16 protein-coding genes are annotated in these 15,979 nt (G+C 59.5%); 9 read left to right on the top strand and 7 right to left on the bottom strand.

Annotated features, from left to right (window positions below; genetic code table 11):
- Positions 1-519 precede the first annotated feature (519 nt).
- A complete protein-coding gene (locus tag BUE09_RS13210; protein WP_073301379.1) occupies positions 520-1,965 on the top strand; it encodes a mannose-1-phosphate guanylyltransferase/mannose-6-phosphate isomerase in 1,446 nt (481 codons plus the stop codon).
- 379 nt (positions 1,966-2,344) lie between these two features.
- Positions 2,345-2,554: a hypothetical protein gene (locus BUE09_RS13205; RefSeq protein ID WP_073301378.1), complete on the top strand. Its 210-nt coding sequence runs from the start codon at positions 2,345-2,347 to the stop codon at positions 2,552-2,554.
- A gap of 65 nt (positions 2,555-2,619) precedes the next feature.
- Here the strand turns inward: BUE09_RS13205 and BUE09_RS13200 are convergent, their stop codons facing one another.
- From BUE09_RS13200 to purU, 3 genes are read right to left on the bottom strand one after another with little or no spacing between them, the layout of a single operon-like run.
- Positions 2,620-4,086 (bottom strand): helicase HerA-like domain-containing protein, encoded by a 1,467-nt coding sequence (locus tag BUE09_RS13200; RefSeq protein WP_073301377.1) that lies wholly within the window; start codon positions 4,084-4,086, stop codon positions 2,620-2,622.
- Between the two features lie 38 nt (positions 4,087-4,124).
- The gene (locus BUE09_RS13195; RefSeq protein WP_073301376.1) at positions 4,125-4,352 is read right to left on the bottom strand and encodes a hypothetical protein; all 228 of its coding nucleotides are present in this window, start codon (positions 4,350-4,352) and stop codon (positions 4,125-4,127) included.
- A 27-nt stretch (positions 4,353-4,379) separates the two neighbouring features.
- Complete coding sequence (purU, locus tag BUE09_RS13190) at positions 4,380-5,231, bottom strand: formyltetrahydrofolate deformylase (protein ID WP_073301375.1); 852 nt, start codon at positions 5,229-5,231, stop codon at positions 4,380-4,382.
- A 446-nt stretch (positions 5,232-5,677) separates the two neighbouring features.
- Here purU and mvaT point away from each other — a divergent pair, with 446 nt between their 5' ends.
- A complete protein-coding gene (gene mvaT / locus BUE09_RS13185) occupies positions 5,678-6,055 on the top strand; it encodes a histone-like nucleoid-structuring protein MvaT (RefSeq protein ID WP_019342167.1) in 378 nt (125 codons plus the stop codon).
- A gap of 79 nt (positions 6,056-6,134) precedes the next feature.
- Here mvaT and sbcB read toward each other — a convergent pair whose 3' ends face one another.
- Positions 6,135-7,559, bottom strand: a complete 1,425-nt coding sequence (sbcB, locus tag BUE09_RS13180; protein ID WP_073301374.1) for an exodeoxyribonuclease I — start codon at positions 7,557-7,559, stop codon at positions 6,135-6,137.
- Positions 7,560-7,811: 252 nt separating this feature from the next.
- Between sbcB and BUE09_RS13175 the strand changes: the two genes are divergently transcribed.
- Genes BUE09_RS13175 through BUE09_RS13150 form a run of 6 tightly spaced genes read left to right on the top strand, consistent with a single transcriptional unit; the run spans position 7,812 to position 14,581 of the window.
- Complete coding sequence (locus tag BUE09_RS13175; protein ID WP_073301373.1) at positions 7,812-8,519, top strand: RDD family protein; 708 nt, start codon at positions 7,812-7,814, stop codon at positions 8,517-8,519.
- Complete coding sequence (locus BUE09_RS13170) at positions 8,516-9,499, top strand: stage II sporulation protein M (protein ID WP_073301372.1); 984 nt, start codon at positions 8,516-8,518, stop codon at positions 9,497-9,499. Before BUE09_RS13175 ends, BUE09_RS13170 begins: the two co-directional genes overlap by 4 nt.
- The gene (locus BUE09_RS13165) at positions 9,486-11,045 is read left to right on the top strand and encodes a DUF4129 domain-containing protein (protein ID WP_073301371.1); all 1,560 of its coding nucleotides are present in this window, start codon (positions 9,486-9,488) and stop codon (positions 11,043-11,045) included. The genes BUE09_RS13170 and BUE09_RS13165 overlap by 14 nt, the downstream gene beginning before the upstream one ends.
- The gene (locus BUE09_RS13160; RefSeq protein WP_073301370.1) at positions 11,042-12,217 is read left to right on the top strand and encodes a DUF4350 domain-containing protein; all 1,176 of its coding nucleotides are present in this window, start codon (positions 11,042-11,044) and stop codon (positions 12,215-12,217) included. Before BUE09_RS13165 ends, BUE09_RS13160 begins: the two co-directional genes overlap by 4 nt.
- Positions 12,214-13,227 (top strand): AAA family ATPase, encoded by a 1,014-nt coding sequence (locus BUE09_RS13155; RefSeq protein WP_073301369.1) that lies wholly within the window; start codon positions 12,214-12,216, stop codon positions 13,225-13,227. The genes BUE09_RS13160 and BUE09_RS13155 overlap by 4 nt, the downstream gene beginning before the upstream one ends.
- 25 nt (positions 13,228-13,252) lie before the next feature.
- Complete coding sequence (locus BUE09_RS13150; RefSeq protein ID WP_073301368.1) at positions 13,253-14,581, top strand: DUF58 domain-containing protein; 1,329 nt, start codon at positions 13,253-13,255, stop codon at positions 14,579-14,581.
- A gap of 63 nt (positions 14,582-14,644) precedes the next feature.
- Here the strand turns inward: BUE09_RS13150 and BUE09_RS13145 are convergent, their stop codons facing one another.
- Genes BUE09_RS13145 through BUE09_RS13135 form a run of 3 tightly spaced genes read right to left on the bottom strand, consistent with a single transcriptional unit; the run spans position 14,645 to position 15,972 of the window.
- Positions 14,645-15,079, bottom strand: coding sequence for a PilZ domain-containing protein (locus tag BUE09_RS13145; RefSeq protein ID WP_073301367.1), 435 nt, complete (start codon positions 15,077-15,079; stop codon positions 14,645-14,647).
- A gap of 49 nt (positions 15,080-15,128) precedes the next feature.
- Positions 15,129-15,554 (bottom strand): DUF4124 domain-containing protein, encoded by a 426-nt coding sequence (locus BUE09_RS13140; RefSeq protein ID WP_073301366.1) that lies wholly within the window; start codon positions 15,552-15,554, stop codon positions 15,129-15,131.
- A 40-nt stretch (positions 15,555-15,594) separates the two neighbouring features.
- Complete coding sequence (locus BUE09_RS13135; protein WP_073301365.1) at positions 15,595-15,972, bottom strand: tetratricopeptide repeat protein; 378 nt, start codon at positions 15,970-15,972, stop codon at positions 15,595-15,597.
- Positions 15,973-15,979: the final 7 nt, after the last annotated feature.

The following is a 15,979-nucleotide window of genomic DNA, read 5'->3' as shown; positions in this document are numbered from 1 at the left end:
GCACCTGCAATCATAAGCGCGTACCGGCATTTCCAGACGGAAAGGGACGTCGCACATGAACGTGCAGTGGAATTCAAAACAATGCATTCGGCTTGTCAGCCAGGACACACTTTTAGTGACGTCCGGCATGTCCGACAGAGGACAGACGGGCTGGATCGGCACGGTGTCAGTGCTTAGGCGAGACTGTCAAGCGCGCCAATTTCGGGCAGCTGGCCCACAGCAGAGCAGCACGGCTCCCGGCCTTTTCAAGATTGATGAAAGCCTTGCAGGCGCCCGCTTCGAATCCGCTATCCGCTCTGCATTAGCAAGTGCGGCGCCCATCGACTATCAGACAGCACCCCCCACATTCAGGCTCGGAGCACGCAGTTCGCCCCGAAAGCAGTTTTCCTGTTGGAAAACGGAACTTGACGGCACGCGGCACCTGAAGGCCCGACCAAGAAGCGCATGGCGAGCACAGACATCTGGCCGCCCACATGGACAAGAAGAACTTCCCCTTCTCAACGATTCAGGAGAAACAACATGATTCCGGTCATCCTCTCAGGCGGCAGCGGTTCCCGGCTTTGGCCTCTTTCGCGCAAGGCCTTTCCCAAGCAGTTCCTCGCCCTGACGGCCGAGCAAACACTGTTCCAGCAAACCATTGAGCGCCTGGCCTTTGAAGGCATGCAAGCGCCGCTGCTGGTCTGCAACAAGGAGCACCGGTTCATCGTTAAAGAGCAGCTGGCCGCACGAAAGCTTCAAACCCAAGGCCTCATGCTCGAACCCTTCGGCCGTAATACCGCGCCGGCGATTGCCATCGCCGCGATGAAGTTGCTTGCCGATGAGCGTGACGAGCTGCTGCTGGTGCTGCCGGCCGACCACGTCATCGAAGACCACAAAGCGTTCCAACGCTCTCTCGCCCTGGCCACCAATGCAGCCGAAAACGGCGGAATGGTCCTGTTCGGCATTCCAGCCACCAGCCCGGAAACTGGCTACGGTTACATCAAGTGCGATCACCAGGGGCGCAACGGGCTGCCAGAAGGCGTCAACCGCGTCACCCAGTTCGTCGAAAAGCCGGACGAGGTGCGCGCTCAGGAATACGTCGACTCCGGTGACTACTACTGGAACAGTGGCATGTTCCTGTTCCGTGCCAGTGTGTTCCTTGACGAGCTGAAGAAGCACGACCCGGACATCTACGACACCTGCTGGGTGGCGCTGGAGCGCAGCATCAAGAATGGCGAAGAACTGCTGATCGATCCAGCCACCTTTGCCTGCTGCCCGGACAATTCGATCGACTATGCCGTGATGGAAAAAACCGAACTGGCATGCGTCGTGCCGATGTCGGCAGGCTGGAGCGATGTGGGCTCCTGGTCATCGCTTTGGGATGTTCTTGAAAAGGACGAAAACGGTAACGTGACCCGCGGCGACGTGATTGTCGAAGACAGCCGCAACTGTCTCGTGCACGGTAACGGCAAGCTGGTCACCGTGGTTGGCCTGGATAATATCGTAGTGGTCGAGACCAAGGACGCCACCATGATCGCCCATAAGGACAAGGTCCAGGACGTCAAGAAGCTGGTGAACAAGCTCGACGCCATGAAGCGCTCCGAAACGCAGAATCACTGCGCTGTCTATCGCCCCTGGGGCTGGTACGACTCGGTCGATATGGGCGGCCGCTTCCAGGTCAAGCGGATCTGCGTCAACCCGGGCGCCCAGCTGTCGTTGCAGATGCACCATCATCGCGCCGAGCATTGGATCGTCGTTTCCGGCACTGCCCAGGTGACCTGCAATGACAAGACGTTCCTGCTCACCGAGAACCAGTCCACCTACATTCCGGTGACGTCCATTCACCGCTTGGCCAACCCTGGCAAAATTCCGCTGGAAATTATCGAAGTCCAGTCGGGTAGCTATCTGGGCGAGGATGATATCGAGCGGCTGGACGACGTCTATGGCCGCGCGCCAAATGACGTGGCCAGCCAATCGGCTCGCTAAAAATCAGATATGGCCAAAAAACCGCGCCGGATCAGGCGCGGTTTTTTTATTAACGGTTGTTTTACGGCGGCTAGAACTGCTGAACCCGCTTGTTTGCGCCAGCCAGAGCCTGGTCAGAAAATTTTTCGTTACAGCTCAAGCTGGGGCTTTCCTTTTTCAATAACTCGCGCAGTCAGATTTCATACGAGCTACATCGCACTTAACTACCGGGCTGAATACAGTTTTAACGTCACACTTGTTTAGCCCAGGCCGCTTGCAGTACTGTCTCCCCTATCGCATACGCACCCAATTCGAGCCGGGCCTCATTTCAAGCCCAGAAGCTCGCGCCCCTTAGCGCGCCGCGCTGAAAATAAACTTTAATAAAGAGGCAACACAAGACGTGACAAAAGAAGAACTACGCGCCGAACTGGAGAAACAAGCCAACCGTTTCCAAGCTGTCTACGGTGGTGAAATCACGACCTATGCCGCGCAGCCTGATCCAGAACGAAAGCCATGGCGTAAAAAGCCGACCGTTCATGATCAAGTATTCAAGGCCGAGCTGCAGAAGATCGAGAAAGAGTTGTCAGAACAAGCCCCAGAGGCCAGGTGAACTGCGGCAATGCGCACCGCAAGCATAGCCGTCAGAAACAAGCAGCCGTAGCTGATTGATTCTGCTCAGCGCTTACCGCCCAATAAAGAGCCCAAAAGCCCTCGTGCCAACTGCCGACCTAACTGCGTCGCAGCCTGGCGCATTGCGCTCTTGAATACCTGCCCGGCCATATCGCCTAACGCATCGGTCACACCGTTTTTTGATGCAGCAGCCTTTGCTTGTGGCTGGTTCTCGGAAGCTTGCTTGGCCCGCTCGAGCAATATCTCGTAAGCAGATTCACGGTCGACCGGCCTGTCGTAACGGCCTCTCAGCGGCGAACTGGCGATCAGGTCCTGTCTCTCGCGCTCGGTTAGCGGCCCGATGCGCGACTGAGGGGGTGCGACGGCAACACGCTGGGCCATCGCCGGCGTACCTTTGTCCTCGAGGCCACCGACCAGCGCTTCACCGGTTCCTAGACCGGACAAGGTGTCCAGCGATGAAAACGCCGGGTTGGCGCGGAAACCGTCCGCCACCGCACGCAACGCTTTCTGCTCCTTGACCGTGTAGGCCCTGAGTCCGTGCTGCACGCGCAAGCCCAACTGAGCCAACACATCATCCGGCAGATCCGTTGGGCTCTGGGTGACGAAATAGACGCCAACGCCCTTCGAGCGAATCAGCCTGACCACTTGCAGCAACCTGTCCTGCAAAGCTTTCGGGGTGCCGTTGAACAGCAGATGCGCTTCGTCGAAGAACAGCGCGAGCAGTGGTCGATTGGCATCACCGCGCTCGGGGAGCTGTTCGAACAACTCCGCCAACAGCCACAGCAAAAAGGTTGCATAGACTTTGGGGGCCTGATGGACGAGCTGGCTGGCGTCGAGTAGATGAATCCGTCCGCGCCCGTCGCTCGCAGGCTGCAGAATGTCTTCGAGCGCGAGCGCCGGCTCACCAAACAGCGCCTCGGCGCCCTGTTGCTCCAGTGTTGCCAGCCGCCGTAACAGCGCCTGGGATGATGCGCTCGTTAGCAAGGCCGCATCCTCACCAAGCATCTCCGGATACTGTTTCAGATGAGCAAGTAGGGACTTGAGATCTTTCAGGTCGAGTAGCAGCAGCGCTTCGCGATCAGCCACCTTGAAGGCCGCATAGAGCGCCGCCTGCTGGCTGTCGCTCAGCTCCAGTAGGTTGCCCAGCAACAAGGGCCCCATCTCTGTCAGCGTGGTCCTCAGCGGATGACCGCTCACACCGTGCACGTCCCACAAAGTCACCGGATAGGCCTGAGGGCGATGATCGAGCCAGGGCATGCTGGCGATCCGCTCGGTGATCTTTCCTTGCGGGTCGCCAGCGGCGCCCAGGCCACATAAATCGCCTTTGATATCCGCTGCGAAAACAGCGACGCCAGCATCGCTGAACTGCTCAGCGAGGCGCTGCAAGGTCACGGTTTTTCCGGTGCCGGTGGCGCCGGCGATCAAACCGTGGCGGTTGGCCAGATGCAGCGGGTGCACGTTGGGCTCGCCCGTCGCGTCAGCGCCCAGTAACAGGCAATCTGTCTGTTTCATCGCAGGCCTCGAACTGAACAATGGATTGTTCTGCAATGTCAGTCAGCCGGTCTCGCGCTGCTGGCTTGAGCATTGACGACATCGCTACTTATGCTGTCGTCGACAATGTTATCGAACGCATCAAGGTAACGTTTCCAGAGCACTTCAGCACCTGGAAAGTCAGTGCCCAACTCTGGCCCCAGCCGATCCGGATCGTAACGTTGAGTACAACCGCTTCCGATGATCGGTGGCGCTTTCGCGCCAGCCTTGTCCAGTGGGTTGGTCATTTCACCTCCCGCGCCGATAGCGATGGATCAGTTGAATACCAGTGTCTTGTTGCTATGCACCAGCACTCTCTCTTCCAGGTGATAGCGCAAACCACGGGACAACACCATCTTTTCCACGTCCTTGCCCAGCCGAACCATGTCCTCGATGCTGTCTCTGTGGCTGACGCGCACCACGTCCTGCTCGATGATCGGCCCGGCATCGAGCTCTTCGGTTACATAGTGGCAGGTCGCACCAATGAGTTTGACCCCCCGCAGCGAGGCCTGATGGTAGGGCTTTGCACCGACGAACGACGGCAGAAAGCTGTGATGGATGTTAATCACCCGTTGCGCATATTCCTCGCAGAGCTCAGCCGGCAGAATTTGCATGTAGCGCGCCAATACGATCGCGTCGGCCCGCTGCTCGCGAACCAGGCGCGACACTTCGGCAAAAGCCTCTTCCTTGCGTCCCGGCTGGACGGGCACATGGAAATACGGAATGCCATGCCACTCGACCATGCTGCGCAGATCGTCGTGGTTGGAGATTACACAAGGAATGTCGCAATCCAGTTCCCCGCTGTGCCAACGATGCAACAGATCGGCGAGGCAGTGCGACTCGCGGCTGGCCATCAGTACTACCCGCTTGCGCTGGGCAGAGTCGGTGATGCGCCATTCCATGGAAAACTCGCGCGCGATTGGCGCAAACGCTTGGCGAAAGCCATCGAGATCAAAAGGCAGAGAGTCGGCCCGGATCTCATGTCGCATGAAGAACCAGCCGCTCTGATGATCGGAATGGTGATTGGCTTCGGTGATCCAGCCATTGTAGGTCGCCAGGAAATTGCCGACCTTGGCCACAATGCCGACGCCGTCGGGACAGGCGATAACCAGCCTGAAAGTGCGCATTTTTAAGTTAACTCCGGCTTACCCATAAAGATGCGGCATTCTAGCTCAGCGAAGAAAACTGCCACCATATTATTCAACCCGTACCACAGCATGCCCTGTGCTGTTGCTACTCTCAGGTCAGGATGAATCATTCGATTGCACGAAGATCATGATTAAACCGCAATAACCGAAGGGATAAGTTGCCTGGCGCTGCTCAGCGGGCGGAGGAACGCAACACTGAAGAGGATTCCAAACACCCGGGCGGGGTAAATAAGCGTGACGTGGCCCGACGCAACCTTTGTTTATGTGCACTACTTCACCGATGCCAGATTTAACTAGTGCACCTCGCGCCATACACAAAAGATGAAACAAAGTGAGCAAACTTTACCCAAACCAACATTTACTTGTCCGCAGCAGCTGTCTATGATTGCGGTCACTTGCGTTCAAACCTATACCAAGGAAGTGACATGTCGCTGATCAATGAATACCGCGCCACTGAGGAAGCTATCAAGGAACTACAGGAGCGCCTGAAATCCTTGTCAGCAGATGACAAGCTGAAAAAGGAACTCGAGTTTGAAGGCAAACTGCGCGAACTGATGGGCGAATATCAGAAGTCTCTTCGCGACATTATCGCTCTGCTCGACCCCGATGCCCGCAGCAACAAGCCGCTGCGTGCATCCAAAGCACCTACCGCGACCAAGCGCGCCCGTCGCGTCAAGCAGTACAAGAACCCTCACAACGGTGAAGTGATTGAAACCAAAGGTGGCAATCACAAAACGTTGAAAGAATGGAAAGCACAATGGGGTTCCGACGAGGTTGAAAGCTGGGCCACCTTGTTGGGCTAAGTTTCAACGCCGTACCCAAAAGCCATCTGACGCAGTCATGCTGCTTCAGATGGCTTTTTTGTTCTCTGACCAGGCATCTTCACAGCATGTAACGCTCACGCAAGCCGCGAGCATGTATTGACCATTGCTGCAGCAAACGCGCTTGTTCGGGCGTAGCTGAGGGCAACAAAGTCTGCACAGTTCTTTCAAACTGCTCCAAGGTGTTCGGAGCGCCGAACTCGGCTTTCATCAAGCGCTGCTGGCAGAAGGCATGCCACTGCTCGGCTTCAGCGAGTGATAAACACTCGGGAAAGTTACGCGCGCGATAGCGGAAATGCAGCTCTGGCAAGCGCGGGTCATCAAACGGCAGTGCGGCGCCTGTCGAAAGCGGCGGGGTACCTCGTACCTGCTCGCACAGGCGCCGGTCGCGTTCATTGAAAAAGCCGTCATACAATTGCTGCTCCGGATCGGACGAACCCGTAAAGACATCCTCTTGGTAGATGTCGGCAAGCTTCCAGCTCCACTCCGGTTCGCGCCCACGTAACTCGGTCGCTCTCGACTCGCAACATTGGATATCCAGTCCCAGCCGCACAATATCCGATGGCCGCAGGACGCTCATTGGTGCCAGCACGGGGCAGCGGTTCATGTGTACGAGTTTCAAGGGAATCGGAAGTTTCTCGCCCAAGTCTTCCCGACGGGTATAGAGCCGTTCGCGAATGGTCTCGACCTGTTCTTTCCACAACGGCGTGCAGTCGGCATTCAGGTCGCAAACGATCAGTGCATTACGGTTACGAGGATGCCAGGCCAGCGGCAGTACCACCGATAGAAAATGTCGTGCCGCGGAAAACCGACCCGATATATGCACCATCGGTTTTAGAAGTTGGACCTGTTCGATCACCGCATGTTTACGCCGTAGCTTGTAGAGATAGTCATAAAGACGCGGTTGTCGCTCGCGAATCAGGCGAGCCAACGCAATCGTCGCCCGCACGTCTGACAGTGCATCGTGAGCATTCTCGTGTTCGAGCCCGTTAGCCGCACTGAGCCGCTCCAGCTTCAAGGTGACTCGCCCCTCCTCTTCCGGCCAGACGATGCCTTCCGGACGCAATGCACAGGCGGTACGAATCAGGTCAATGAGGTCCCAGCGACTGTTGCCGCCCTGCCATTCACGCGCATAGGGATCGAAGAAGTTGCGATAGAGGCTATAGCGCAGCACCTCATCATCGAAGCGCAAGCTGTTGTACCCCGCGCCACAAGTGCCTGGCACAGCCAGCTCATGGTGCAGCCGGGCCACGAACTCAGCCTCGCACAGGCCTTTTTCCGCTAGCGTGGCAGGCGTGATTCCCGTGACCAGGCACGCAGCGGGGTGCGGGAGAATGTCATCGCTCAGCCGGCAATAGATGTTCAGCGGTTCGCCAACTTCCTCCAGCGCCTCGTTGGTGCGGATGCCGGCCACTTGCACAGGCCGGTCACAGCGAGGCGATATGCCGGTTGTTTCGAAGTCGTACCAAAAGATACTTGAGATCAAGGGAGCTTCCTTCTCGATTGTCGGCCCCAGTCTAACGCGCCAGACCCGGCCTTACCGAATGGACCGGCGCCTCGTGGAGATGGGGTTTGAACATTGACCTGAATATCTCGCTGGCGCATCAATCAAAGTGCCAAGCCGGTTATGGCCGCCGACGTCATTCAATGGTTTCATTCAGCAGGAGCGCTTCCGCCAGGCGTTGCTCGGTACGCCATGTGCGCATAGCATCCAGTCCCCCATTTACGAGCCAGAGCCGTGCAATCCGCCCCTTCAGCCACAGCCTTGCTGGATAACACGCACCGTGTCGAAACGCCGGAAGGTATCGATTTGCTCCTCCATCCAGCCGGACTGGTCCCTCGCGCCTTGGCATTTGCACTGGATCTGCTGATACGGGGCGCGCTGTTGGCGGCTTTGGGTTTTGCGTTCGCTTTGCTGGGCAAGTTCGGCATGGGTGTTGGGGCGTTGCTGCTGTTTCTGGTGCAGTGGTGGTACATGGTGCTGTTCGAAGTGCTGAACCAGGGACGCACCCCGGGCAAACAATGGTTGGGGCTTCGCGTCATCCATGATGACGGCACGCCGGTCGGTTGGACTTCCTCCCTGACACGCAATCTGCTGCGTTTCGTCGACATGCTGCCGTTCGGCTATTTTCTCGGGGCTCTCTGCTGTCTCTGGCACCCATCATTCAAGCGCTTGGGCGACCTCGCCGCGGGCACCTTGGTGGTGTACCGCGAGCGCAACGTCAGCGCGCCAGCCTTGCCAGAAGCTGAAGCAGTAACGCCCCCGCTACCCCTGAAACTGGACGAGCAACATGCCCTGATCGCATTCGCCGAGCGCCATTCGACGCTCACGGCGCAAAGGCGACTCGAGCTGGCCTCGATCCTGGCCGAACCGCTGAAGATTGAACCTACACAGGCGGAAGCCCGGATCCACGGCATCGCCCGTAGCCTGGTGGGCCCGGCATGAAGCAAAGCCAGTTCGAAACCCGGCACCAGGCCGAGTGGCAGGCGTTCGAGGAGATGCTCAGGACATTGGAGCGCGGCAAAGCCCGCACGCCAGAAGCAGTCGCCGGCTTTCCGGCAGCCTATCGACGGCTTTGCCAGCAGCTGGCTCTGGCCCAGTCGCGCGGTTACAGCATGCGCTTCGTCGAGCGTCTGCAGCTGCTGGCTCAGCGCGGGCACCATCAGATGTATCGCCACCAGAGCCCGTTGAGTGGCCGCCTGCTCGGCTTCGTTCTGGGCGGTTTTGCCAGACTCGTTCGCACAGAGTGGCGCTATCTGGCAGCCGCGAGTCTGATTTTCTACCTGAGTCTGCTGGGTATGGCTGCGCTGGTGCTGGCCTTTCCGGAGCTGGTCTACAGCCTTATCAGCCCGGAACAGGTCGCAGAGATGGAAGCCATGTACGACCCTGACGCCATTCGGCTCGGCCGCTTCGGCGAGCGTGGTTCCGCTGACGACTGGGTCATGTTCGGTTACTACGTGATGCATAACATCGGCATCGCCTTCCAGACTTTTGCCGGAGGACTGCTGTTCGGCCTTGGCAGCCTGTTCTATCTGGTGTTCAACGGTTTGATCATTGGCGCTATTGCCGGCCACCTGACCGGCATCGGCTACGATCAGCCGTTTTGGTCATTCGTTATCGGTCATGGTGCGTTTGAACTGACCGCGATCACATTGGCGGGCGCAGCCGGGTTGAAACTGGGTGCTGCCCTCGTCGCCCCCGGCCGCCAAACACGCGGCGAGGCATTGCGCCTGGCTGCCGCCACAGCAGTGCGGCTGATCGTCGGGGCGACGTTTTTTCTCCTGATCGCAGCCTTTATCGAGGCGTACTGGTCGTCGATGACTTACCCCCCTGCCCCGGTCAAATACGCCGTCGGTGCTCTGTTGTGGCTACTGGTCGGAGTCTATTTGTCACGAAGTGGGCGACGTTTCCATGCGCCTGAATGATGCCAGCATGGCAATCCGCCCCCGCACTGCATGGGAGGCGCTGGATCTTGGCATCCTGCTGGCACGGCGTCATGCCGTATTGCTGATGAGCAGCTGGGCGCTGGTAACGTTGCCGATCTTCGCCCTGTTCAGTCTGTTGTTCTGGCAACACCCGACGCTTTCGTTGTTGCTGTTCTGGTGGTTCAAACCGCTCTATGAACGGCTGCCTCTGTTCATCCTGTCGCGAGCACTGTTCGGCGACACACCGTCGCTGCGCCAGAGCATCACGGCACTGCCCCCCCTGCTGCGTCCACAGTGGTTTTCCAGCGTGACATGGCGCCGCTTCAGCGTGACTCGCAGTTTCGATCTTCCGGTGCTACAGCTCGAGCAATTGGCCGGCTCGGCTCGTCAGCAGCGCCTCGCGGTGCTGGGACAACGAGACAGACGGGCCGCATTCTGGCTGACTTTGGTCGGCATGCATCTGGAGATGGGGCTCTGGTTTGGTGCGCTGGCGCTGATGTATATGCTCATCCCACAGCAGATGCTGGCGGACTGGGACTGGCAAGACCTGCTCGGCATGAACGGCGATTGGCTGTGGTTCGAACACCTGTCGAACCTGCTCTATGCGTTGGTGCTGGTAGTCTGGGAGCCAATATATGTCGCCAGCGGTTTTAGTCTTTACCTCAACCGCCGCACCACGCTTGAGGCCTGGGATATCGAACTGACGTTTCGTCGCCTGCAGGCACGCATGAAGTCGTTACTGCCGGTGCTGCTGGTGGGGCTGGGCCTGTGGTTGGTATCGCCACCCGAGGTGGCACTCGCCGCTACTGCCGCAGAGGGAACGACTCAAACGATCGAGCCCTCTGGCCCAGACAGTGATCGCCTGCTCAAGCAGCCCTTGACCAGCAAAGCAGCCAGTGACCGGATTGGTGAATTGCTTGACCAGCCGCCTTTCCGAAACCGCGAAACAGTCACCCGCTGGCGCTTCACCGAAGCAGCGGATGAAGAGCCGGGCTGGCTTGCGCACCTGCTTGAGCGACTGTTGCGCAGCGATCTGCTAACCCAGCACACCGGCACCCTCACAAGCGTAATCGAAGTGTTCCTATGGACCGCCCTGTTCAGCCTGGCCGGCTGGCTGCTGTGGCGCTATCGTGACTGGCTCAAGCTATACGCGACGCCAGGCCAGTTGCGGATCAGACAGCGGCAAACAACGCCTGCCATGCTGTTCGGGCTTGACCTGCAACCCGAAAGCATTCCGACGGACGTTGTCGCTGAGGTGCAGCGGCTTTGGCACGCACATCCACGCGAAGCGCTTGGCCTGCTTTACCGGGCCTTTCTCAGCCGGCTGCTGCACGAGCGACAAATGCCACTGAAAAACTCGCATACCGAGGGGGAAATACTTGAGTTGCTGCGACAGCAGGCTCAGCCACAGCTGCTCGAGTACGCCGAAGCCTTGACGCGCCACTGGCTGCGCCTGGCCTACGGGCATCAGCTGCCACCTGAGAGGGCCCGCGACGAGCTGTGCGAGCGTTGGCGCGCACTGTTTGGCAGTGAGCGGCTCGCATGAGCAGGCCACGTCGGCTCTTTCTGCTTGCTGCCGGCGGGTTGCTGCTTGGGCTGTTGCTGCTTTTTGCCCTGAGCAAGGCGACGCCCTATAAGGAAACGATCGAGCATGGCCCCGCACCGGAGGTACGCAGCAATCCGTACCTGGCCGCAGAGCGTTTCCTGATCGACCAGGGACGCGCCGTCGATCATGCAGAAGGCCTCGGTGGCCTCGTCGAGTCCAGAAAAAATCAACAGGTGCTGTTGTTGCTGGGCGAACGCAGCACCATGACGCCCGGCCAGGCCGAACGCCTGTTGCACTGGGTCGATCAGGGTGGCCACCTGGTGTTCGTCGCTGAGCGTATCTGGGACGAAAAAAACGGAAGCAGCGGCGACCTGCTGCTCGATGCGCTGAACCTGCAGCAGCACGAAGCAGGCGAGAACCTCGATGACAGCCATACCGCTGACGCCGCCGCTAACGCCGAAAAACGCCCTGCATTGACTCGCCTCTATCTGGAGAACGAGGATGCCCCCGCCTATCTCGCCTTTGATACGAACTATCACCTCTACGACGCCGGTGGCCGTGCGCATGCATGGGCCAACAGCGCCAGCGCGACGCACATGCTGCAACTGCGGCGCGGGAACGGCCTGATCACGGCGCTGACCGACAGCTGGATCTGGCAGAACGATGCGATTGCCCAATACGACCATGCCTGGCTGCTGTGGTACCTCACCCAGGACCGCGACGTGACACTGATCTATCGCACCGAACATGATGATCTGCTGCAACGGTTGCTGCGTTACTTCCCAGAAGCACTGGCGGCGCTGCTACTGATGCTGCTTGCAACGCTCTGGCATGTGGCGCAGCGACAGGGCCCATTGGAGGCGCCAGCCGAGCGGAATCGCCGGCGCCTGCAAGAGCACCTGCGCGGCACTGCCGATTTTCTCCACCGGCGGGTCGGACAGCACCGATTAATTAGCAGCCTTCAAGACGATATTCTGCGACAGGCGCAGCGACGTCACCCGGGCCTTGAGACCCTCGAACACGCCGAACAGTGCCAGGTGCTGGCGAGGGTCAGCGGAACCGGTGCCGAGACTGTCACGCAGGCCATGCTGCCCCCTTTGAAAAACCCCGTCAGCGCCGCCGAATTCACCCGCCAGGTTGCCCGCCTGCAAAGCATCAGGAACCGCTTATGAGCGAAACACCCACAGATCCAAATAGCGTCAATCCAGATGTGCCGCCGAGCAATCAGCGCCAACGTGCCAGCCAGCTCGCCCAGGCGCTACGCCACGAGCTGCACAAGGCCGTAATCGGCCAGCACGAAGTCGTCGATGGACTGCTCACGGCACTGATCGCCGGTGGTCACGTGTTGGTCGAAGGCGTGCCGGGTCTAGGCAAAACCTTATTGGTGCGGGCATTGGCGCGCTGCTTTGGAGGTGACTTCGCGCGTATCCAGTTCACGCCGGACCTCATGCCCAGCGACATAACCGGCCATGCGATCTACGACATGGCCAGCGAGCAGTTCAAGTTGCGCAAGGGCCCGGTGTTCACCAACCTGCTGTTGGCTGACGAGATCAATCGTGCGCCGGCCAAGACCCAGGCGGCGTTGCTGGAGGTCATGCAGGAGCGTCAGGTCACCCTTGAGGGCCGCGCACTCGCTGCACCCCAGCCATTTCTGGTCATGGCCACGCAGAACCCGATCGAGCAGGAAGGCACCTACCCGTTGCCGGAAGCCGAGCTCGACCGCTTCATGCTGATGCTGCGCATGGACTACCCGCAGGCGGACGAGGAGTTGACGCTGGTTCGTCAGGTCACTCGCTCGGTTCGCACTGACATACTTGACGTCAGTGGCTTGCGGGTTCTGCTGCACGCCAAAGATGTCCAGGCGTTGCAGAAAATCGCCAGCGACTTGCCGCTGGACGACCAGGTGCTCGACTATGCCGTTCGGCTGGCCCGAGCCACCCGCAGCTGGCCGGGGCTGACACTGGGCGCTGGGCCACGCGCTTCGATCGCGCTGGTGCGCTGCGCACGTGCACGCGCCCTGTTGCGCGGCGGCGATTTTGTCGTCCCTGATGATGTAAAAGGCTGCGCCCTGGCTGTGTTGCGGCATCGGGTCAGGCTCTCTCCCGAACTCGACATAGAAGGCACTTCGGTGGACCAGCTGCTTCAACAGCTGCTGGAGCAGATCGCGGCTCCTCGCCTGTGACGCTAAACGGCATTCGAGGCAGTCAATGAGTCCGTCACGTCGATTGCTCTACGCACTGGCCGCCCTGCTTTGCCTTGGGCTTTTACTGGGTATCGCCGCAGCGCTCGACAGCGCCGTGCCTTCGGCTATCCGTACGGCCTGGTGGGGTTTGTTGCTGTGCCTGGGACTGGTCGCAACGTTTGACGCCTTGCATCTGCGCCGCCTGCCTTCGCCAGAGGTGCGGCGCTTACTCGCCGGGAATCTCGCCCTGGGCCGCTGGCATGACGTTCAGCTCGAGATTCGACACCCGGCGCGCGCCATGCGTGCCGAAATCTTCGACCATGTGCCTGCGGGGCTGGACGTGCAGGCGCTGCCACAGCAAGTGCTGCTGGAACCGCGGCAGTTCTGCCAGCTCAGCTACCGTCTGCAACCGACGCGTCGCGGGCACTTCCAGTTTGAGCATTGCGAGATTCGCTTGTTCAGCCCTCTGGGATTGTGGCGAGAGCGGCGTCTACTGCCGCTGCAATCGAAGACGCGGGTCTATCCCGATTTCACCCAGCTGCACGGTGCGCCACTGATGGCGGTGGACCGCTGGCTGAGCCGCCTGGGTGTGCGCCAGCAGCCCAGGCGGGGGCTTGGTATGGACTTTCACCAGTTACGCGGCTTTCAGGAAGGCGACACCCTGCGGCAGATCGACTGGAAGGCCACGGCGCGCAACCGCATGCCCATCGTCCGGGAGTATCAGGACGATAGAGATCAGCAGGTCCTGCTGATGCTTGATTGCGGCAGACGGATGCGCAGCAAGGACGGCCCGCTTGCGCACTTCGATCATGCGCTCAATGCCAGCCTGCTACTGGGCTATGTCGCTCTGCGCCAGGGCGACGCATTGGGCCTGTATACGTTCGCCACCGAGCAACGGCGTTTCTTCGCCCCGGCCAAAGGCCAGACCCAACTCAACGCGCTGCTCAACGGTGTTTATGACCTGGTCAATACGCAGCGACCGGCGGATTTCGCGCTGGCCATCAACGATGTCCTGAACCTGCAGAAACGCCGGGCCCTGGTGATCATCCTGAGCAACCTGCGCGACGAGGATGACGAGGCTCTGCTCGGTGCCGTCCGGCAACTTTCCCGTCGCCACCGTGTACTGGTCGTGAGCTTGCGCGAGCCGGTACTCGACGAGCTACGTCAGCAGCCCGTTGAATCCTTTCAGCAGGCCCTCGATTATTGCGGAGCACTCGACTACCTACACGCTCGCGGCAGGCTTCATGAACAACTTGTCGCCCATGGCGTGCCTCTGCTCGATGCCCGTCCGCACGAGCTCGGGCCAGCGCTTATCAGCCGCTATCTAGCGTGGAAAAAAGGCGGTGTGCTCTAACCAGTTGTTGGGGTTGCTGCGCAAAGCGCTTGAGCCTTGCACGCTTGGCCAAGTTGCACAGGTTCAGCTGCCTTTGCAGCAATCCTGGTCAGCGGACTTGTTCCCGGAGGACTCGATGCGTGGCAGACGTGCTGGCGGGATATGCTGCATAGGGCGAAAGCTGAAGTAGTGGTGCAACGCATCGATCATTTCGCGAATCTCACGCGGCGGTGAGACGAATATGAAACCGGAGTCAAAGCTACCGGGCGTCACGTCCTCGCGCGACCAACGACAGACGGCACTGAAATCGATATAGCGCATCTGGCTATGCTGCCCCGGAATCTTCAGCCGCATATCGAAACGTACGTCGATCATCATCGGATAGGGACTGATCAGCATCAGTCCGGCCTCGGACAGATTGCCGATGAAACCCAAGGGCTTGTCCGTGAAACGGTTGAATACGTTGAGGTAATACGGCAACTGGTGCCGTTGAATACTGCGCTGATTGTGCATGTTCATCGGATGCGGGCCTGCCGCCAAGTTTATCGCTGCTGCCGTGTCCGGCTATTTAGCGGCAGAGCTGACTGATACGACTGGCCAACTGCCGCCGCGCCGCCCCTATTTCTTCATCACTGTAGTAGACGCGCTCACCCTTTGCATCGGCACTGAAATAGCGCCCGCCACGAGACAGGCGTGACAGACGGTTTTGCAGCTGCTGGCACTCTTGCTCTCGTTGCGTCTGCCTGGCGCTCGCCGCCACGTTGGCCGCCTCCTGCTCCTCGCGACGAGCCTCGAAGAAACGCTCCGTGCGCGCCTGGCGCTCGCGGGTCGCCTCGTCTCTATCGATCACCTGCGGCCGAACCTCGATCTGCTCCGCACCCGCCTGCGGCTTGGCGCTGAAATGCACGTTACCGGCGGGATCAACCCAGCGGTATATTTCCGCGGACGCCAGCGGGGCCAACAAAATGCTGATGATCAGTAATGCGATACGCATGGGATCCTTCCCTGCCGGTCGTTATGAGCGGGCTCTCGTCTCAGGGTTTGACGGCATGGGTCACCACCCGTTCCTCCGGCTGATAGTGCCCCAACTGACGCAGCGTCTCCAGCCTGGCCCGCCCGCGAAAAGCGTATTCGCTGGCCGGATAGCGCGCCTGAATGAACTGATAGGTCTGTGCCGCGTCGACGAACAAGCCCTGACGCTCCAGGCACTGGCCGCGCAACAGCGATATTTCCGGTTGCAGTTTATCCCGCGGTCGGCTGCGACGCTCCGCCTGGGACAGTTCGAGCATGGCCTGGCCGCAATCACCCAGCTCGTAATGTTTGTAGGCTGCGTCGAGATGGCGATTCAGGGCATTTTTGCTGCTGCAGCCTACGCTGAGGGTGGCCAGAACAATGATGAACAGTGTGCGCATGGGTGAT

Source organism: Stutzerimonas xanthomarina DSM 18231 (genome assembly GCF_900129835.1).
In the GTDB taxonomy this organism is placed as follows: Bacteria; Pseudomonadota; Gammaproteobacteria; order Pseudomonadales; family Pseudomonadaceae; genus Stutzerimonas; species Stutzerimonas xanthomarina.
Note: the sequence above shows the minus strand (reverse complement) of the source record. Positions and strands in the feature narration are given on the sequence as shown.